Here is a 21,186-nt window from a genome sequence, read left to right as displayed (position 1 = left end):
ATTTTAAGTGTTACAAATCCATTAGACGGCATTAAAGATATATAAGCTCCATTGGAGATTGAAACAGGAATGCACCACCAACGACAATTGCAATAGGTGCGCATTAAAGATATATAAGCACCATTGGAGATTGAAACTTAGCATTGATAGGTTTTATTCTTTTAATTTTATTCGCATTAAAGATAAATAAGCTCCATTGGAGATTGAAACATGCTTTTATCAGGTATTATATACAACAAAGCTACTGATGCATTAAAGATATATAAGCTCCATTGGAGATTGAAACACAGAAAGCGAAGCTATTTGTATTAAAATAGCCTAAGCATTAAAGATATATAAGCTCCATTGGAGATTGAAACTTGAAGGATTTCCCGTTACTGGAAAACTATTATCAAGCATTAAAGATATATAAGCTCCATTGGAGATTGAAACAGGAGAAAAGCAAGACATTGGAAAGAACATGAAATGCATTAAAGATATATAAGCTCCATTGGAGATTGAAACTGGCAAGGCTCCAGATATACTGTTTAAACCATATGATCGCATTAAAGATATATAAGCTCCATTGGAGATTGAAACATCGACTTTCGATTATGCGAGATTAAACCAAGCTTGGCATTAAAGATATATAAGCTCCATTGGAGATTGAAACTTTGTATGGATAAATATTGGAAAGATATAAAGAAAGGCATTAAAGATATATAAGCTCCATTGGAGATTGAAACTCGATTAAACTCCCTATTTTATTATTTATTTTGCAAGCATTTAAGATATATAAGCTCCATTGGAGATTGAAACATATCAATAGTAGATTTATTTGTTATATTCTGTATTCGCATTAAAGATATATAAGCTCCATTGGAGATTGAAACAAATAAAGAAATGACAACAGGATTTAAGAAAGCAATGCATTAAAGATATATAAGCTCCATTGGAGATTGAAACTTAGAAGCATAAAGGAAAGCATAGATACAACTACGCATTAAAGATATATAAGCTCCATTGGAGATTGAAACCAGTAGAAGCAGTATGTCCTTGATTATCCTTTACAGGCATTAAAGATATATAAGCTCCATTGGAGATTGAAACAAATCTGATCCTGTTTTATCTTGTGTATTTGTGGCGCATTAAAGATATATAAGCTCCATTGGAGATTGAAACATGGATTTCCAGCCCATAGCTGTTGTTCCTCCATATGCATTAAAGATATAAAAGCTCCATTGGAGATTTAAACTGGAATTTATCTACCAAGGATATAGCTTCTATTATTCGCATTAAAGATATATAAGCTCCATTGGAGATTGAAACTTTAAAGATAATATACTAGATTTAATAGCAATAATTCGCATTAAAGATATATAAGCTCCATTGGAGATTGAAACTTAACATATTTTGACGTTAGATTTTTTACTTTTCGCATTAAAGATATATAAGCTCCATTGGAGATTGAAACCTTAAGTTTCAAAAAGAATACAAGGACATTGTGAAAGGCATTAAAGATATATAAGCTCCATTGGAGATTGAAACTTATTTATTTTTTCATGATTCATATAACTTATCCCGCATTAAAGATATATAAGCTCCATTGGAGATTGAAACAAAGGTGATTATATAGGTGGAAATAATAGCAATTCAAGCATTAAAGATATATAAGCTCCATTGGAGATTGAAACTTGAAGTTTCTTTCAAACTGTTGATTTGACTTGTCTTGGCATTAAAGATATATAAGCTCCATTGGAGATTGAAACAGGTGGATTTTACAATGAAATTAATAAACCTCCAGGCATTAAAGATATATAAGCTCCATTGGAGATTGAAACTTAGATTAGTTTTTTTAATGTCTATACCTTGTTTTTGCATTAAAGATATATAAGCTCCATTGGAGATTGAAACTATTAACATTTTTAGCTTGTGGCTTATAATTTTTAAGGCATTAAAGATATATAAGCTCCATTGGAGATTGAAACAATGGTTATAATGATAATTTTGGTACAAATAGTATTGCATTAAAGATATATAAGCTCCATTGGAGATTGAAACATAAAAATCCTATTCATTTAGAAATAAATGGATTACAGCATTAAAGATATATAAGCTCCATTGGAGATTGAAACAAGAAAACTTTACGACATAGATAGAAATACAATAGTTGGCATTAAAGATATATAAGCTCCATTGGAGATTGAAACAGAAGGTATTCCATAGATAGAATTAAATTTAATATCTGCATTAAAGATATATAAGCTCCATTGGAGATTGAAACCTCAAATGCTAATTGTTTAATGTAAGAACTTATATTATCGCATTAAAGATATATAAGCTCCATTGGAGATTGAAACGCTTGCAATTTCTACAGTTTCACTTATTCCAAAAACTTTTGGATTAAAGATATATAAGCTCCATTGGAGATTGAAACATAGAGTTGATAAAACAATATAATAATGTAGCTGCTATTCCGCATTAAAGATATATAAGCTCCATTGGAGATTGAAACAGCATTAATTTAAAGATACAATGCAAAACTGTATCTAGCATTAAAGATATATAAGCTCCATTGGAGATTGAAACCCCACGTTTGAATCCATTTTCTACGTCTTTACTTTCTCGCATTAAAGATATATAAGCTCCATTGGAGATTGAAACTCAATTAATAAGTTTATATCATCATCATCATCGTACTGCATTAAAGATATATAAGCTCCATAGGAGATTGAAAATGAGGTATTGTTATCTGCTATTTATAAATGCGAGGAAGCATTAAAGATATATAAGCTCCATTGGAGATTGAAACATTATTCTTCCGTTTCTATATCCATCAAACCCACCGCATTAAAGATATATAAGCTCCATTGGAGATTGAAACGTTTTATGAATAAAAAGTGGAATCTATTATTAACTAAAAGGCATTAAAGATATATAAGCTCCATTGGAAATTGAAACAAGATTACAAATGCTGGAATAGTAACTCCCATTATGGCATTAAAGATATATAAGCTCCATTGGAGATTGAAACCTCTATAGATGTTCCATAATAAGCTGGTGTTCTAGGCATTAAAGATATATAAGCTCCATTGGAGATTGAAACAACAGCATCATCTACACATCCATTTTTCCCAGTGTGCATTAAAGATATATAAGCTCCATTGGAGATTGAAACCTCTAATTTAAATCCTGTCGGTGATGAACCTCTATTAGCATTAAAGATATATAAGCTCCATTGGAGATTGAAACACTGTTTTAGTCTTAGTAACAGGTGCTGCATAACTAAGCATTAAAGATATATAAGCTCCATTGGAGATTGAAACTAGTATCAACATTTGATTTTAAATAATCTATAAGGCATTAAAGATATATAAGCTCCATTGGAGATTGAAACTGGAATCATTTATTTTATCGTTTAAATAAGTAACAGCATTAAAGATATATAAGCTCCATTGGAGATTGAAACTTAATGTATTTATAATTAATGAATTTATACTCATAGGCATTAAAGATATATAAGCTCCATTGGAGATTGAAACATGTCTAGATTGTAAGAAACTTTTTCAGCTGCTTTCGGCATTAAAGATATATAAGCTCCATTGGAGATTGAAACTCAAGATTTAGGAGGTATTCAAGTCAAGGGGAGTTTGGCATTAAAGATATATAAGCTCCATTGGAGATTGAAACAATAGATGCTCAAATTAGATGCCTATTTGAATATAACCGCATTAAAGATATATAAGCTCCATTGGAGATTGAAACATAGGAATTTCAAGCGGGGCAAAATATGGAATCAGCATTAAAGATATATAAGCTCCATTGGAGATTGAAACTAGAAAAAAATAATAATCTCAATCTTCCTGCTGCTAAGCATTAAAGATATATAAGCTCCATTGGAGATTGAAACATAATATAAATACACACAATTTTTTTTAATATTTAAGCATTAAAGATATATAAGCTCCATTGGAGATTGAAACACATCAAAGGTATTACTCAACTTATTTGTTTTCATGCATTAAAGATATATAAGCTCCATTGGAGATTGAAACTGGACAATAACAATAGGAAATGTAGCTTTTTGGCTCTATGTTCACATGCATTAAAGATATATAAGCTCTATTGAAGATTGAAATCAGAATAAAATTGACTTCTTTTAATATCTACTTTAAAATAAAATAGATTTGTTATACTAATAAAAGCAAGTCCACTTAAAGATGAACTTGCTTTTAAAATGGTTACTTTATAATTTAAAAATGTTATGAAGCACTTTTATAATTTATCTTTTGTATAAACAATAGAAACAAAATCTGGACTCACAAAGGGTTCTCCACCTTCGGCATACATTAGACCTTTTATTGGAATCATTGGGTTAGAGTAAGTGGTACTTCTAGAAATGTCTATATGAGTGGCACAGTTAATTAATTTGTTAATTATGTATTTATTATATGGTTCAGCAAAATGAGAAGCAATAATCGTATCAAAATCTAATGATATTTCATAATTTATTACAATTATGCATTAATATATCATTACGCACACTACGATTATACCAAATATATCCAAATGAATGAACTGCAAACTTATTTAGATTTTGAGGAAGTGAGTTTATAATTATCTCCTATATTTTTGAAGTTCTCAGCTTGCTTATCTAGAATTTCAATATCAAACTCGTCTAAAAATTTGTTAGTATATATTCTTATTTGACATTTTACTACATACCCAAGTATAATTAAAATAAATATACTGGTATAAGGTATCAAGGGGAGATGTTGAATTGAAAAAAGTAATACAAGAATGTGGTATATTTATATTTGTATTTTTGATTGTTTTAACAATAATGAAGCTATTTAATGGAACTACTGACATGATATCTTATAGAAATATAACTCTTATATTTGTATTAAGCTTTATAAATATAATATTAAGACATACTCTTTTAATTGCAAAAGATAAGTACAATATGAGTGTTAGAAATTTTGAATTTATAAGAAGAATGACTATGATTGGAATAATTGCTGTTTATTTTTATTTCAAACAATAAGGAGCTGTAAAAAATGAAGGAGCTGTCTGAAAAAACTAAAAAAGATAAGGATGCGATAATAAAAAGGCTTAGAAGAATAGAAGGACAAGTCAAGGGTATTCAAAAAATGATAGATGAAGAAAAATATTGTGTAGACATACTTATACAGATAGCTGCAATACGTTCTGCAATAGATAAGGTAGGGGGTATAGTACTTGAAAATCATGTAAAAGGGTGTGTAAAAAACACAATGGATAACTCTGATGATATTGAGGAAAAAGATAGAGTTATAGATGAGCTTGTAAATACAATGCTTAAATTTATGAAGTAGGTGATTAAGATGAGACAAACTGGTGTTGTTATTAGTACTAATGAAAATATAGCTATTTTAAAAATGCAAAGACATTCAGCTTGTGCAAGCTGTGGTGGATGTGGAATGGGAAAAGAAGAAAGTAAGGAAATGCAAATAGAAGCAGTAAATAGAATAGGTGCTACTGAGGGGAACTTTGTTGAAGTCGATGTAAGTACTCCTAATGTATTAAAGGCTGCTGCTATAGCGTATGTAATCCCTCTAATAGTTTTATTTGTTGGAATAGTTATATCAAGTAAAGTATTAACAGCCATAAATTATAGTTCAAATATAGAAACTATGAGTGCTATAATAGGAACTTTATTGATGGGTATAGTATTTATGATAATAAAGAAGAATGAACCTAAATTTAAAAAGAGTGAAGAGTATACACCTGTTATAACTAGTATAGTTGATTAAAAAATGCTGATTGATATCAATCAGCATTTTTTATTTTTTTGCATAGTTTTGCAGTAGATGAAACTAATATTACACCTATTGCTATTGATCCTGCTATAAATATAGTATCACTACCAGTTTTAGCAGCACTATAGAAATCGTTGTTTATAATATCTAGCATAGTTAAGTACATACCATAACCTGGAACTAGAGGAACTATACCTGGTATTATGAATACTGTAACTGGTTTTCTATTTATTCTTGCAAAGAGTTCTCCTAATAAGCCTATTACAGTGGCTGCTATAAAGCTTGATAAAGAAGCTGAATTAGTTATACTATTTAAATAAGTGTATAATGTCCAGCCAATACTTCCGGTAAGGGATGCATATAAGAGATCTTTTTTAGGGACATTAAAAAAGATGGAAAATCCTATTGTAGCTAAAAATGAGTAAATAAAGTGAAGATATAAGCTCATTATAACACACCTCCAAACCAGTGAACCCATAGCTGGAATACTATACCTATTCCAACAGCTATACATATAGCTATAAATATTGCCTCAAATATTTTTGCAAGGCCACCTATTAAATCTCCTGATATAAAGTCTCTTAGACCGTTTGTAAAGGATACTCCTGGTACTAGAGGCATTATAGATCCAACTATTATCATATCAAGACTTTTTCCTATTCCGGTTAGAGTAAATAGTATACCGAGTATTCCTATTGTAGATGATGCTACAATTGTTGATAAAAATGAAGTATCACTTATTTTGTCTATTTTATCTGCTATAAATATTGATATCATAGATATTATAAATGCAGATAAAAAATCTAGAAATTCACCCCCAAACATAAGTGAAAAAAAACCACCTATAATTCCTGTAAATAAAATTCTTACAGGAAACGAATATTTATCTGCATTATCTATTTTTTTTAATTCAGATAAGGCTTGTGGTACTTTCATATTAGAATTTACATAGTCTCTTGAAAAGTTATTCACCATAGATACTCTGTGTAAATTTAAGCTTCTATTTTTAATTCTTTTGATAAAGCTTATGCCATCCATTCTATCATCTGATACGAATATTCCTGTTGGCGTTACAAATGCATTTACGTGATTTATATTTTTTGACATGCATATTCGAATTATAGTATCTTCTACCCTGTATATTTCTGCTCCATTTTTAAGCATTATTTCTCCAGCGTAAAGAGCTATTCTCAGTATCCCTTTTTTTTCTGTTATAGTCATAATACTCACCCCTTATGAAAAATAGATACTAAAGAATTATACCAAAATTTTACCATAAAATCTTTAAAAATTCTTAAAAAGAATCGAAAATAAAAGGAGTATTTAAAAATATATATAATTATAAATTAAGGAAAAAATTTAAGGAGGGTGAAATATGAATTTTGATAATTTAATGAAAGAAGATAAGCAGGTGTATGAAGCTCTAGTAAATGAGATTGATAGACAAAATAGAAATATAGAACTTATAGCATCAGAAAATTCGGTATCTTTAGCTGTTATGGAAGCTATGGGTAGTCACCTTACAAATAAGTATGCAGAAGGATATCCTTCTAAGAGATACTATGGTGGATGTGAGCATATAGATGTTATAGAAAATTTAGCCATAGATAGACTTAAGGAAATATTTGGTGCAGATCATGCTAATGTACAACCACATTCAGGAGCTAATGCAAATCTAGGAGTTTATTTTGCTATGTTAAAGCCTGGAGATAAGGTTATGGGTATGAATCTATCTCAAGGTGGGCACTTAACTCATGGTTCACCTGTAAATATATCTGGAAAATATTATGACTTTACAGAATATGGTGTTTGTAAAGAAAATGGAACAATAGACTATGATGATGTTAGAAAAAAAGCACATGAAGTAAAGCCAAAGCTTATAGTAGCAGGAGCTAGTGCATATCCAAGAGAAATAGATTTTAAAAAGTTTAAGGAAATTGCTGATGAGGTTGGAGCTATGCTAATGGTTGATATGGCTCATATAGCTGGACTTGTTGCAGCAGGACTTCATCAAAATCCATGTGATGTAGCTGATTTTGTAACTACTACTACTCATAAGACTCTAAGAGGACCAAGAGGAGGAGTTATTCTTTGTAAGAGTGAGTATGCAAAATTAATTGATAAAGCAATCTTTCCTGGAATACAAGGTGGACCACTAGAGCATGTTATAGCTGCTAAGGCTGTAAGCTTTAAAGAAGCTTTGCAAGATGATTTTAAGGACTATCAGAAACAAATAATTAAAAATTGTAAAAAACTAGCTGATGAACTAACAAAAAGAGAGTTTAATTTAGTTACAGGAGGAACTGATAACCACTTGATTCTTTTAGACCTTAGAAATAAGAATATAACTGGAAAAGAAGCAGAAAAAATACTTGATGAGGCTCATATAACGGTTAACAAAAATACTATACCTTTTGACCCAGAGAGTCCTTTTATAACTAGTGGAATAAGAATAGGAACTCCTGCTATTACAACTAGAGGAATGAAGGAAGATGAAATGAAGGTTATAGCTGAAGCAATAGACCTTTGTATAACTCATAGAGAAATAGAAAAGGCAGGTGAGATTATAAAAAATCTTACGGATAAATTTATTTTATATTAGAATAATATGTAGATTGTTCATAAATTAACTAAAAAATTTGAATTGCATTAATTTTATGTAAATTATATGATATATATACAACTAAGTTTCAAATTCTGGAGGATTGAGATATGAATACTAAAGATTATATGAAATTAATGCAAAATATTTTGCACTATATAGAAGATGGAATTCATGTTATTGATAGTGAGGGAAATACTATTATATATAATAAGGCTATGGCAGAACTTGAACAAATGAAAGAAACCGATGTATTAAATAAAAATTTGCTAGATATATTCAATGGATTAAATGAAGAAACGAGCACTCTTTTAAAGGCACTAAAGAATGGAAAAGTTATAAAGGATAAAAAGCAAACTTATCTAAATAAATACAAAAACGAAATTACTACTATAAATACTACAATACCAGTGATTGACAATAAAAAAATAATAGGAGCTATTGAAATATCCAAAGATATAACTAAGATTAAAGAACTTTCAGAAGAAATATTGACACTTCATAGAGAAAAATCAAATCCGAAGCAAATAATTCAAAGTAAAATTAAAAAATACACATTTGAAAATATAATAGGTCAAAGTGAAAAATTTAAAAAGGCTATATCTTTAGCCAGAAAAGCCTGTAAAACTCCAGCTCCTGTTTTTATATATGGAGAAACAGGAACTGGAAAAGAGCTTTTTAGTCAAAGCATACATTATGAAGGTATAAGAAAAAACAATCCCTTCATAGCTCAAAATTGTGCAGCTCTTCCTGAGAGTCTACTTGAAGGAATTTTGTTTGGAACAGAAAAAGGTGGGTTTACAGGGGCTGTAAGTAGACCAGGATTATTTGAACAGGCTAATAAAGGAACCTTGTTACTGGATGAAATCAACTCTATGACAGTAGAACTTCAAGCAAAACTTTTAAGAGTTTTACAAGAAGGTTACATAAGGAGAATCGGTGGTATTAAGGATATTCCTGTAGATGTGAGGATAATTGCTACAACTAATGAATTACCATCTAAGCTTTTAAAAGAAAATAAAATTAGAAAAGATTTATACTATAGACTTAATGTAATATCTATAAACATTCCTTCTTTGAATGAAAGAGAGGATGATATAATACTTTTAGTAGATTACTTCATAAAAAAATACAATAAAAAATTAAATAAAAAAGTAAAATATATAGATAAAAAAGCTAAAAACCTACTGATAAATCATAAGTGGCACGGAAATATAAGAGAGCTTGAAAATACTATATATTCTGCTATTAGTATGATTGATTCTGAAGATAGTATTAAAATTGAGCATTTAAATATTGATATCAATGAATCAGAGGAAATACAAAAAAATATAAATGTATCGAATGAGAAATGTTTAGATGAACTGCTAAAAGAAATTGAAGTGGATTTTATAACAAGAGCTTTAATAAATAATAAAAAAAATATTACAAAATCAGCAAAGCAGCTCGGAATAAAAAGACAGACTCTTCAGCATAAAATAAAAAAATATAATATTTAATAAAGCAAATATATTTGCACTTTAATGCAAATATATTTGCTTTTTTTATAATAGAAAATCTATTTTATATATAAAAATTAAACTTTATATATTGTTAAAAAAAGAACTATTATTCTGAAAGTTATGAAAAAACTGATGTATATCTAAGTTAAAATTGAATTTTCTGAAAATTAAAACAAAGTGGCACATTTGTTGCTGTATATAGCTGTATATATTAGTGCAAGAAATTAGAACATATGAAAATTTAAGGGGGAAAATATAATGGAAAATATTAGAGTTGGTATTTGGGGATTTGGAGCAATGGGAAGTGGAATGGCTAGTATGCTATTAAAAAAAGAAGGAGTAGAAATAGTAGCTGTTTGTGATAAACACGAAGATAGAATTGGAAAAGATGTATATGAGGTTTTAGGTGTTGATAGGAAAGATAAAAAAGAGATAATAATTAAATCTAATGAAGAAGAAGCTTTTACAGAAAAATGTGCAGATGTAGTTTTACTTGCAACTGATTCATTTACTAAGGGAGCTTTTGATAAGATAAAATTCGTAATAGAAAGAAAAATGAACGTAATATCTACTGCAGAGGAGATGGCTTATCCAGATGCACAAGAGCCAGAGCTTGCTAAAAAAATAGATAAAATAGCTAAAGAAAATCATGTATCTGTACTTGGAACTGGAATAAATCCAGGATTTGTACTTGATTTATTAATACTTGCACTTACAGGAACTTGTGAAAGTGTAGATTATATAAAAGCATCAAGAGTAAATGATTTATCTCCATTTGGTCATGCTGTTATGGTAGAGCAAGGTGTTGGAGTTACTCCTGAAGATTTTGAAAAAGGAGTTAAGGATGGATCAATAGCAGGACATGTTGGATTCCCAGAATCTATAAAGATGATTACAGATGGAATCGGATGGGATTTAGAAAAGGTAGATCAAACAAGACAATCAATAGTATCTAATGTATATAGACAAAGTAAGTATGCAGAAGTTGAAGCTGGAAATGTAGCTGGTTGTAAGCAATGTGGTTATGGGTATGTAGATGGAGATATAAAGGTTGAAATGGAGCATCCACAACAAATACTACCTCATCTTGAAGGTGTTGATACAGGAGATTATGTACAAATCAAGGGAGTACCAGATATATCTCTTCAAATAAAACCAGAAATACCAGGAGGAATAGGAACTATAGCTATGTGCGTTAACAGTATACCTCATGTTATAAATGCAAGACCTGGACTTAAAACTATGCTTGATATACCTGTACCAAGAGCTATTATGGGAGATATGAGAAAAATGATTGAAACAAAAAAAGAATGTGACTGTGGTTGTTGTTAGGGGTGAGCTGAATGAATGCTAAAAAGGGAGATTGGGTTTTAATTCATAATGTTATATTAAATCCAGATCAAAGAGCACCACAGGTTCCAGATGACACTAAAAAAGTACCTCTAGAAATGTGGGTAAAAGGATTTTTAAAGCATGATGTATCTATAAATGATGAAGTTGAAATAACTACTATAACCAAAAGAACAGTTAAGGGTAAACTTATAGAAATAAATCCATACTACAAGCATGATTATGGAAAATGTGTTCCTGAGCTTTTACAAATAGGTCTTCAACTAAAAGATATATTATTTGGAGGTGAAGACTATGAGTAAGGATATGAGTTATTTAGGCGTAATGTCTAGAAGAAATGAAATAATGAAAAATGCTGTTGGAATAGATTATGAATTATTTGAATCAGGGAATGCTGAATTTGATTATGAGAAAATGATGAGAGAAACAGGCTATACTTTAAATGAAATGCAAAATATTCAAAAGGATGTAGCAATATGTAATACTCCACTAATAGAGCTTAAGAATATAACTAAGCTTGCTAGAAAATGCGCACCAAAAGGAAAAGGAGCAAGAATATTTATAAAGGATGAAGCATCTAGTCCATCTGGAAGCTTTAAAGCAAGACGTGCTGCAAATGCTGTATATCATGCTAAAAAACTAGGATATAAGGGTGTAATTGCTGCAACTAGTGGTAATTATGGAGCTGCTGTTGCATCACAAGCTGCAATGCAAGGACTTAAATGTATTATAGTTCAAGAGTGCTATGATAGTCAGGGAAAAGGTCAACCAGAGATTATAGAAAAAGCTAGAAAATGTGAGGCGTATGGTGCAGAGGTTATTCAGTTAAGTGTAGGACCTGAGTTGTTTTATACATTTTTAAGACTTTTAGAGGAAACAGGATATTTTAATGCATCTTTATATACTCCTTTTGGAATTGCAGGGGTTGAAACCTTAGGATATGAAATAAGTATGCAGTTTAGAGAAAAAGAGGGAAGAGATCCTGACGTTGTAGTTTGTACTAATGCAGGTGGAGGGAATTTAACTGGTACAGCAAGAGGGCTTATTAAAGCTGGAGCCTTTGATACTAAGGTTGTAGGAGCTAGTGTTAATTTAAAAGGTTTACATATGGCATCTGATACTCAATTTAATAAAAAGTCATTTACAACAGGACATACTGGATTTGGAATACCATTTTGTACTAATCCAGATAGATCAGATGTTCCAAGATCTGCTGGAAGACCACTTAGATATATGGATAGATATGTAACTGTAAATCAAGGTGAGGTATTTTATATGACAGAAGCCTTAGCTCAGCTTGAGGGTCTTGAAAGAGGGCCAGCTGGTAATACATCACTTGCAGCTGCATTCTCAATAGCTCAAGAAATGGATGAGAACAACATAATTGTTGTTCAAGAAACTGAATATACAGGAGCAGGAAAGCATATTCAACCACAACTTGCATTTGCAAGAGAAAATAATATAGATATAAGATTTGGAAATCCAGAGGATGAAGTTCCTGGGCAAAGTATAATATTTCCTTCGCATCCATCTAAGATTAAGGTGAAGGATCTTGATTTAAATAAAATTAAGAAATCGTATATTAAAAACTGTATAGAGAGAATAAAGGGAAATAAAATAAATAAGCAAGATTTAGAATTTTTAGTTAAAGATACTAAGTCTAGTGAAGAATTTGTAAAAGAAGTATTAAAAGAACTTGGTGCTAATTATTTAGAATAAAATTTGGGGGTGTAAATTTTGAAAAGAGCAGATGATTTTAATGAAAGAAGAGTACATTTGGCGAACTTGTCAGATCAGGAATTATACGATAGATTTTGGGAACTTGCAGGGAAAATAGTAGATCCACTACTAGAGCTTGGTAAAAAGAATACAACTCCATCTGTAGAAAGATCAGTTCTTCTTAGAATGGGATTTTCGAGTCTTGAAGCTAAGCCTTTAGTTGATGGAGCTATGGATAGAAATCTTATGAGAAAAGGGGTTGGACATATAGTTTATAGAGTGGCTAAAGACAAAAACTTATCCATTAGAGAAGCAGGTCTTAGTATGATAGAGGGTAAGTATTGGGATTATGCTCTTGAAGTATTTGGGAAAGACAAGGGTTAAGCTGCTTTATAGATATTAAAGGGGGAAAGAAAAATATGAAAAAATTAGATGTTAATGAAAAATTAGATATAAGAAATATATTAGAGGATTTGGAAAACTATAGACCTAAAAGAAGAGGTTGGACTTGGAGAGAAAATAAAGAAATAGAAATGGGAGGACATAAGTACTCTGATTGTTCACCTGCGCTTAAAAATTCAATAGGAATACCCGCTGCTGTTAGATATTTTGAAAATTTAGATCCTCAACCTAAGGAAGTTATAACTACAGAAATTGCTTCTGGTAGATTTGAGGATGATATAAGAAGAATGAGAATGGCTGCATGGCATGGTGCAGACCATTTAATGGTTATTAGAACTGCTGGTCAATCTCATTATGATGGATTAATAGAAGGATCACCTCAAGGTATAGGAGGAATTCCTGTTACAAGAAAGCAAGTTAGAGGTCAAAGAAAAGCTGTTGATTTAATAGAAGAAGAAGTAGGAAGACCAATAAATTACCACTCTTATGTATCAGGAGTAGCAGGTCCTGATATAGCTGTAATGTTTGCCGAAGAGGGAGTTAACGGAGCACATCAAGATCCACAGTACAACGTATTGTATAGAAATATAAATATGATAAGGTCTTATATCGATGCTGCTGAATCTAAGAAGATTATGGTTTGGGCAGATATAGCTCAAATAGATGGTGCTCATAATGCAAATGCAACTGCAAGAGATGCTTGGAAGGTTATGCCAGAGCTTATGGTACAGCATGCCATAAACTCTATATTCTCACATAAAGTAGGTATGAAAAAAGAAGATATATGCTTATCAACTGTACCTCCATCAGCAGCTCCAGTTCCGTGTGTTAAGTATGATTTACCTTATGCTGTTGCTCTAAGAGATTTATTTGATGAATATAGAATGAGAGCTCAACAAAATACTAAGTACGTTACATCTTCTTCAAGAGAGGCTACTGTAACTCATGTTATGAATATGATGATATCTAAGCTTACTAGAGCAGATATTCAATCTACTATAACTCCTGATGAGGGAAGAAATGTGCCGTGGCATATGTACAACATAGAAGCCTGTGATACAGCTAAGCAAACTCTAGTAGGTCTTGATGGATTACTTGAAATGGTTGAACTTAAAAAAGATGGATACTTAGGAGATAAAGTTAGAGAATTAAAAGAAAGAGCAATTCTTTACATGGAAGAAATGCTTGAGGTTGGAGGATATTTTGAAGCAGTAGAAAAAGGATTCTTCGTAGACTCTGGAATGTATCCAGAGAGAAATGGAGATGGAATAGCTAGAAAAATAAATGGTGGAATAGGTGCAGGATATGTATTTGAAAGAGATGAAGATTACATGGCTCCTGTAACTGCACACTTTGGATATAACAATGTTGCTCAATATGATGAGAATGCTGTAGATAACCCATCTTCACTAATTGGAGGATGTACGTTTGAAGATCCTGACAAAATAGTTTATATAGATGAGCTTGATGAAAATGATAATGTATTTAGCCGTCTAGACGAAAGTGAAAAGTATAGAAATTCAAACTTTGTTAAACCTGAAGTTGAATGGCTTGCTGATGGAACAGTTCAAGTCGAATTATTCCTTCCAACTAGTAGTAGAATAGCTGAATTTGCAGCTGTTGAATTTGCTAAGAAAATGAATCTTTCTGACCCTGAGGTTATACATGTTGAAATGATGCACCCATCAGAGGGAACAAGGGTACAACTAAAAGGGAAATTAGATGCAGATGTTGATATAAGCAAACTTGAAATACCACCAGAGCCTGAAGTTATGAGTGATGAAGAACTTTGGAGTGAAATAGAAAAAAGACCTATGAAGGTAGTTGCTGCAACTGTTGGAGAAGATGAGCATTCAGTTGGTCTTCGTGAAGTTATAGATATTAAACATGGTGGAATAGAGAAGTGGGGAATTGAAGTTGAGTACTTGGGAACTTCTTGTCCAATAGAAAAACTTGTAGATGCTGCAATAGAGTTAAACGCAGATGCAATACTTGCATCAACTATAATAAGTCATGATGATATTCATTATAAGAATATGAAGAGATTACATGAATATGCAATAGAAAAAGGAGTTAGAGATAAAATTATGATAGCTTGTGGAGGAACACAAGTTACTCCAGAAATAGCTATTAAGCAAGGAATAGATGCTGGATTTGGAAAAACTAGTAGAGGAATACATGTAGCTACATTCCTTGTGAATAAGAGAAAAGAAAAATTAGGTGAGGCTTAAAATATTTTTAAATATTATATAAGTTAGGTTGGAAATAAAGCTTATTTAAATAACGCTCATGTATTAAATATGTTCAATAAAACTAAGTATTACATCTTATTGAATATCCTAAAAGTTCTGAACTCCCGCTGGTCAGACAACGAACTTTTTTAACGGATATTCAAACGATGTAATACAAGTTTTATAAGAAATATTTAAAACAATCGCTAACATTTAAATAAGCTTAATTTTAAATATTGAAAATCTACCTTTATACAACTTTAAAAGATATTTTGATAAATAATTAGAGAAAATAATAAAACCTAAAAAAGTTTAAAAGATAGTCTAATGTAAATTTATTGGATGAGAGGAGGGAAAAATAGTGAAAATAGATGTTTTAGTAGCCGAAATAGGTAGTACGACTACTGTTGTAAATGCATTTAATGGTATAAACACAGATAATCCTAAATTCATAGGACAGGGTCAAGCACCTACTTCTGTTCTTGAGGGTGATGTAAGGATTGGATTAAATGGAGCAATAGATAGTCTGGCTAAAAGCTTAGGTGAAGACAAGGTTGAATACGAAGAGATGCTTGCTACATCTAGTGCAGCGGGTGGACTTAAAATGACTGTTCATGGTTTAGTTTATGATATGACTGCAAAGGCTGCAAAGGAAGCAGCTCTTGGAGCAGGGGCTATTGTACATAATGTTACATCTGGAAGACTTAGAAGAACTGATTTAAAAAAGATAAAAGAATCTAAGCCAAATATTATATTAATAGCTGGCGGTGTAGATTTTGGAGAAAGAGATACAGCAATTTATAATGCAGAACTTATAGCAAATATGAATCTTAATATACCTATTATTTATGCAGGAAACATAGAAAATCAAGAAGAGATTAAGCTAATATTTGAAGATATGAAATCAAAACTATATATAGTTGATAATGTATATCCTAAGATAGATTTATTAAATGTAGAGCCAACAAGAAAAGTAATACAGGATGCTTTTGAGGATCATATAACACATGCACCTGGAATGGAGCATGTTAGAGAAATTGTAAATGGACCTATTATACCAACTCCTGGTTCTGTAATGGAGAGTGCAAAACTGCTTTACGAAGAAATAGGAGATTTAATAGTGTTTGATGTAGGAGGAGCAACAACGGATTTACATTCTGTTACAGATGGAAGTGACAAGATAAGTAGAATACTTCTAAGTCCAGAGCCTTTGGCAAAAAGAACTGTAGAGGGTGATTTGGGAGTATATATAAATATGAAAAATATAGTTGAATTAATAGGTAATTATAAATTATCTAAAGAATTGGGAATAGATGTACAGGGATTGATAGATAATCATGTTCCTATACCAAAAACTAAAGAGCAAATAAAGTTTGTTGAAAGATTAGCCCAAGAAGCAACATTAAGAGCATGTGATAGACATGCTGGTATAATTAGAGATTTATATGGTGCAGGAGGCAGGACATCTATAGCTGAAGGAAAAGATTTAACAGAGGTTAAGTATATAGTAGGAACAGGTGGAGCTTTGACTAGACTACCTTTAAGAATTGACATAATGAAGTCAATAGCAAAATCAAATATAACAAAGACGAAGTTGTTTCCATCGGAAGAAGCTGAGATACTTGTTGATAATGACTATATTATGGCATCATTAGGAGTTTTGTCAAAGAGACATCCTAAATCAGCTTTACTTCTTATGAAAAAGAGTTTAGGTATATGAAAAAAATAAATAGGTCAGGTTACGAAGTAATTTTGATTATTTTCTAGGCACTCAATCACGAGCATACTCACTGTATGTAAGTGATTGAGTAACGACGAAAAGAATCAAAAGGACGAGTAAGATGACTAGTTTATTTTTTGAATATGCCTTAGGTATATAGGAGGGATGGTATTGTATCCGAGAATAGAGATAGACCTTTACAAATTAAAGCATAATGCAAGCTTACTTAGTAAAAAATGTAGTGAACATAATATAGAAGCGGCTGTAGTTACAAAAGTGTATTGTGCTTTTCCTGAAATTGTAGATTACTTAAAAGACAGTGGAGTTAAGTATATAGCTGATTCAAGAATAAAAAATTTGAAGAAGCTTGATAATATAAATCTTGAAAAAATACTTATAAGAATACCTATGCTTACAGAAATTGAAGATGTAGTAAAGTATTCTGATATAAGTCTTAACTCTGAACTTGAAGTTATACAAAAGATAGATGAAACTTGTGAAAGATTAAACAAAAAGCACAAAATAGCTTTGATGGTAGATCTTGGGGATTTAAGAGAGGGGTATTTTAAAGAAGAGGAATTATTTGAGGTTGTAGACGAAATTTTAAAGCTTAAAAATATAGAGTTTATTGGAGTGGGAACTAATTTAACTTGTTATGGTGCTGTAATACCTTCAAAGGAAAACTTAGGAAAATTATGCGAACTAGGAGAAAAAATAGAAGAAAAATTTGATATCAGGTTGTCTTTCATATCAGGAGGGAATTCAAGTTCATTACACTTATTAGATAAAAATGATATGCCTAAAAGAGTTACTAATTTAAGACTTGGGGAAGCTATAGCTCTAGGTAGGGAGACAGCATATTCTCAAGATATAAAAGGAGCTTACCAAGATGCATTTAAGCTAGTATGTGAAATTGTGGAGCTTAAAGAAAAACCATCTATTCCAATTGGAGAGATAGGAGTAGACGCATTTGGGAATAAACCATATTATGAAGATAAGGGAATCAGAAAAAGAGCAATACTGGGAATAGGAAAGCAGGATACTAATGTAGATGGAATGAGTACGGTTGATTCAAAGCAAGAAATACTAGGAGCAAGCTCAGATCATTTAATAGTTGATGTTACAGATAGTGAAAAAGAGTATAAGGTAGGAGATACTATAGAATTTAATCTTGAATACGGAGCACTAATGGCAGCTACTACAAGTAATTATGTGAATAAGGTATTTAAAAAGAGAGTAGAAGAGAAGGTATAAATATTGCTTAAGAGACAAATGATGCTTATTAAAATATCGCTACTTAGCTAACGTTTTAATAAGCATCATTTTCGGTTTGTATTATACATTGGAATAGAAAATAGAGTTATTATATAAGTAAAAGGTGGGTGAATGTATGGCAGTAAAAGAAATACTGTTATTGGGAAATGAAAATTTATATGAGATGTGTAAAGAGGTTTCAAGAGATGAAATTGATAAAGCTAAAGGAATAGTTGAAAATTTGCATGATACGATGATGGATTTTAGGAAAAAGTATGGATTTGGAAGAGCAATAGCTGCACCTCAAATTAATGAACTTTTCAGAATAATATATATGAATTTTGATGGAAACTCAATAGCTTTAATAAATCCGAGACTTGAGTTTGTTGATGATGAAAAGTTTGAAATGTGGGATGATTGCATGAGTTATCCAGGACTAGAGGTAAAACTATTTAGGTACAAAAAATGTAAAGTTTACTATAAAGACTTAGATTGGAATGATTGTATTTTAGAACATAAAGGAGATTTGTCAGAATTAATACAACATGAATATGATCATCTTGATGGTATATTAGCTGTTCAAAAGGCAATAGACAGTAAGTCATTCAGAATAAATAAAGATAAGGCAGGATGTTTTTAGATGATTTAAGTATTAGATTAAAATATAAATTCAAAAAGGGGAGATAGTCAATCTTAAATAGGTTGGCTATTTTTTATACAATGAAATGTTGACTATATACAACAAAAATAGTATCTTATACATAAGAGGTGGAGTTTTATGGCAAAACGTAAAAAATTATTTAATACAAAAATAAAAGTTCTTAGAACTGAAAAAAAATTAACTCAAGAAGATTTAGCTATAGAGTTGGGAATAAATAGAGGTACTATTTTAGAGATTGAAAGAGGGACTTTTAATCCTTCTCTTAAACTTGCTTTTGCTATAGCTAAATATTTTAATAAGACTGTTGACGAAGTTTTTGAAATTCTGGAAGAGATGGAGGAATAATTGATATGGGAGAACAATTACTAGGAATACATTCGCTATTAGCAACTATTGCGAGTTCATTATTTCTATTATTAGCTTTGATGAATAAGGATGAATTAGAGGAATTTGCATTTAATAATGCATTAAAATTATCCTCTGTAATTATTATAATATCATTATTAATATGCACATTATATTCAATTTCGTTAGGATGCAAGAATATTGATATTAATGTAGTATATTATATAATAGAAGGAATTTGTGCAGTTACTTTGTTATTATATTATATGAATTTGAATGGTTTTAATTTTAGTTTTAAAATTAAAAATGAAAAACTTATAAATATATTAATATATAGCTCAATTACTATAAGTACTTTAGCAACTATAAGTATGTTATTTGAATTTAAATTTTTCGAAAATGCACAAGGATTTATTAGATATGATGAATTAATTTTATTTATTAATGCAATATTGTTTACATTGATAATACCATTACTTCCAAAGAGGAAAAAACTTAATTTAGAGGAGTATAAAAAAGAGAAAAAAGAAATAGATAAAAAATTTAAAATGATGTATCTAGTATATATAGTTATTATGCTACTGGCTATTATTTATATCACTTTTAAAAAGATGAATATTATATAGGAAAAGGGTGATATCAAAAATGAAAAAGAATATACACTTAGGAAAGTTACTTACTATAATATTTTTTATACAGACTGTAATATTATTTTTTTCTATATATACAGGTATAGATAAGTGGATTAATATTAAATTCATTGGTATATATATAATTTGTACTGTACTGTATATTATGTATATGGCAATTATGACTATTGTTAATACAAGAAAACTAAGTAAGCGAGATTTAAAGAAAAGAGTATTTAGATTTGCTAAATTTTTCATATTATTTAGCTTTATAAATTGTATCTCAAATTATTTTAAAATATCAAATAGCGGTTTGTTAAGTGCAATTTCAAGTGCTTTTGGCATAGCTTTTGGTATTTCTTTTTGGGATGTAGTGTTTTTAAAGAAAAAAGAAAAGTATAGCTTAGATTATGTATATAAAAAGGATAATATTAAATAAAGAGAAATGCCTGTATGGTCACTTGGGGTTTTGTTTGGAATTATAGGTGGAATGTATCAAGTAATAGGTAAAATTTTCTGATTTCTAGTTATTGTATTTATATTAGATATAATGGTAAAATATAATTATAAATAAGAATAAAGGAGTTGATATCGTGGAAGATAACAAAATGATGGATTTCTTAATTCAAATGAATGATAATATTAACAAGAGATTTGATAACATTGAAAATGATATAAAAGATATGAAATCTGAAGTTAAAAGTATAGACAAAAGATTGACTAAAGTAGAATTATTTAATGAAGAAATAAATAGCAACACTAAACTTGCATTAGAAGGAATTAGTATGAATAAAGAAATAAATGAACGTCAACACAAAGAAATCATAGATAATATAAATTCTAAAACAGATGTGATTAAGGATGCTGTTGAAGATTTAAGTATTGATATTGAATTTATAAAACAAAAAGAATATAAAAATGAACAAAATATATTTAAATTAAATAGAAAGATATTATAGGTTTTGAGACTACCAATCAAGGTAGTCTTTTT

19 protein-coding genes and 1 CRISPR repeat array are annotated in these 21,186 nt (G+C 30.2%); of the genes, 17 read left to right on the top strand and 2 right to left on the bottom strand.

Annotated features, from left to right (window positions below):
- Positions 1-28 precede the first annotated feature (28 nt).
- A CRISPR array of direct repeats spans positions 29-4,118; the repeat unit is 37 nt; unit sequence GCATTAAAGATATATAAGCTCCATTGGAGATTGAAAC.
- 641 nt (positions 4,119-4,759) lie between these two features.
- The 3 genes from N4A48_RS02125 to N4A48_RS02115 are packed head-to-tail and all read left to right on the top strand — an operon-like array spanning position 4,760 to position 5,774.
- Entirely contained in the window at positions 4,760-5,026 is a 267-nt protein-coding gene (locus N4A48_RS02125) for a hypothetical protein (protein WP_293664027.1), read from the top strand.
- Positions 5,027-5,039: 13 nt separating this feature from the next.
- Positions 5,040-5,336: a metal-sensitive transcriptional regulator gene (locus N4A48_RS02120; protein WP_293664026.1), complete on the top strand. Its 297-nt coding sequence runs from the start codon at positions 5,040-5,042 to the stop codon at positions 5,334-5,336.
- Positions 5,337-5,345: 9 nt separating this feature from the next.
- A complete protein-coding gene (locus N4A48_RS02115) occupies positions 5,346-5,774 on the top strand; it encodes a SoxR reducing system RseC family protein (protein WP_293664025.1) in 429 nt (142 codons plus the stop codon).
- Between the two features lie 16 nt (positions 5,775-5,790).
- Here the strand turns inward: N4A48_RS02115 and N4A48_RS02110 are convergent, their stop codons facing one another.
- Positions 5,791-6,228: a threonine/serine exporter family protein gene (locus N4A48_RS02110; RefSeq protein WP_293664024.1), complete on the bottom strand. Its 438-nt coding sequence runs from the start codon at positions 6,226-6,228 to the stop codon at positions 5,791-5,793.
- On the bottom strand, positions 6,228-7,001 hold the full coding sequence (locus tag N4A48_RS02105) for a threonine/serine ThrE exporter family protein (protein ID WP_293664023.1): 774 nt from the start codon (positions 6,999-7,001) through the stop codon (positions 6,228-6,230). Before N4A48_RS02105 ends, N4A48_RS02110 begins: the two co-directional genes overlap by 1 nt.
- 154 nt (positions 7,002-7,155) lie before the next feature.
- On the opposite strand from N4A48_RS02105, the gene glyA reads away from it, so the two are divergent.
- The 14 genes from glyA to N4A48_RS02035 all read left to right on the top strand — a co-directional run bounded on the left by glyA (position 7,156) and on the right by N4A48_RS02035 (position 21,154).
- Entirely contained in the window at positions 7,156-8,382 is a 1,227-nt protein-coding gene (gene glyA, locus N4A48_RS02100; RefSeq protein ID WP_293664022.1) for a serine hydroxymethyltransferase, read from the top strand.
- 110 nt (positions 8,383-8,492) lie between these two features.
- A complete protein-coding gene (locus N4A48_RS02095; protein ID WP_293664021.1) occupies positions 8,493-9,881 on the top strand; it encodes a sigma-54 interaction domain-containing protein in 1,389 nt (462 codons plus the stop codon).
- Positions 9,882-10,142: 261 nt separating this feature from the next.
- Complete coding sequence (ord, locus tag N4A48_RS02090; RefSeq protein ID WP_293664020.1) at positions 10,143-11,216, top strand: 2,4-diaminopentanoate dehydrogenase; 1,074 nt, start codon at positions 10,143-10,145, stop codon at positions 11,214-11,216.
- 11 nt (positions 11,217-11,227) lie between these two features.
- Positions 11,228-11,536, top strand: coding sequence for a 2-amino-4-oxopentanoate thiolase subunit OrtA (gene ortA / locus N4A48_RS02085; protein ID WP_293664019.1), 309 nt, complete (start codon positions 11,228-11,230; stop codon positions 11,534-11,536).
- Entirely contained in the window at positions 11,529-12,953 is a 1,425-nt protein-coding gene (ortB, locus tag N4A48_RS02080) for a 2-amino-4-oxopentanoate thiolase subunit OrtB (protein WP_293664018.1), read from the top strand. Before ortA ends, ortB begins: the two co-directional genes overlap by 8 nt.
- 15 nt (positions 12,954-12,968) lie before the next feature.
- Positions 12,969-13,337 (top strand): ornithine aminomutase subunit alpha, encoded by a 369-nt coding sequence (locus tag N4A48_RS02075; RefSeq protein WP_443081741.1) that lies wholly within the window; start codon positions 12,969-12,971, stop codon positions 13,335-13,337.
- Positions 13,338-13,372: 35 nt separating this feature from the next.
- Complete coding sequence (gene oraE / locus N4A48_RS02070; protein WP_293664016.1) at positions 13,373-15,586, top strand: D-ornithine 4,5-aminomutase subunit OraE; 2,214 nt, start codon at positions 13,373-13,375, stop codon at positions 15,584-15,586.
- 361 nt (positions 15,587-15,947) lie between these two features.
- On the top strand, positions 15,948-17,306 hold the full coding sequence (locus N4A48_RS02065; protein WP_293664015.1) for a GlmL-related ornithine degradation protein: 1,359 nt from the start codon (positions 15,948-15,950) through the stop codon (positions 17,304-17,306).
- 171 nt (positions 17,307-17,477) lie between these two features.
- Complete coding sequence (gene orr / locus N4A48_RS02060; protein WP_293664014.1) at positions 17,478-18,560, top strand: ornithine racemase Orr; 1,083 nt, start codon at positions 17,478-17,480, stop codon at positions 18,558-18,560.
- 136 nt (positions 18,561-18,696) lie between these two features.
- Complete coding sequence (locus tag N4A48_RS02055; RefSeq protein ID WP_293664013.1) at positions 18,697-19,200, top strand: peptide deformylase; 504 nt, start codon at positions 18,697-18,699, stop codon at positions 19,198-19,200.
- A gap of 138 nt (positions 19,201-19,338) precedes the next feature.
- A complete protein-coding gene (locus N4A48_RS02050; protein WP_293664012.1) occupies positions 19,339-19,566 on the top strand; it encodes a helix-turn-helix transcriptional regulator in 228 nt (75 codons plus the stop codon).
- 5 nt (positions 19,567-19,571) lie between these two features.
- The gene (locus N4A48_RS02045) at positions 19,572-20,192 is read left to right on the top strand and encodes a hypothetical protein (protein ID WP_293664011.1); all 621 of its coding nucleotides are present in this window, start codon (positions 19,572-19,574) and stop codon (positions 20,190-20,192) included.
- Between the two features lie 19 nt (positions 20,193-20,211).
- Positions 20,212-20,634 carry a hypothetical protein gene (locus tag N4A48_RS02040; RefSeq protein WP_293664010.1) on the top strand — a complete coding sequence of 141 codons (423 nt, stop codon included), beginning with the start codon at positions 20,212-20,214 and terminating at the stop codon, positions 20,632-20,634.
- 154 nt (positions 20,635-20,788) lie between these two features.
- The gene (locus N4A48_RS02035; RefSeq protein WP_293664009.1) at positions 20,789-21,154 is read left to right on the top strand and encodes a hypothetical protein; all 366 of its coding nucleotides are present in this window, start codon (positions 20,789-20,791) and stop codon (positions 21,152-21,154) included.
- Positions 21,155-21,186: the final 32 nt, after the last annotated feature.

It is taken from the genome of Tepidibacter sp., assembly GCF_025210165.1.
Taxonomy (GTDB): domain Bacteria; phylum Bacillota; class Clostridia; order Peptostreptococcales; family Peptostreptococcaceae; genus Tepidibacter_A.
Note: the sequence above shows the minus strand (reverse complement) of the source record. Positions and strands in the feature narration are given on the sequence as shown.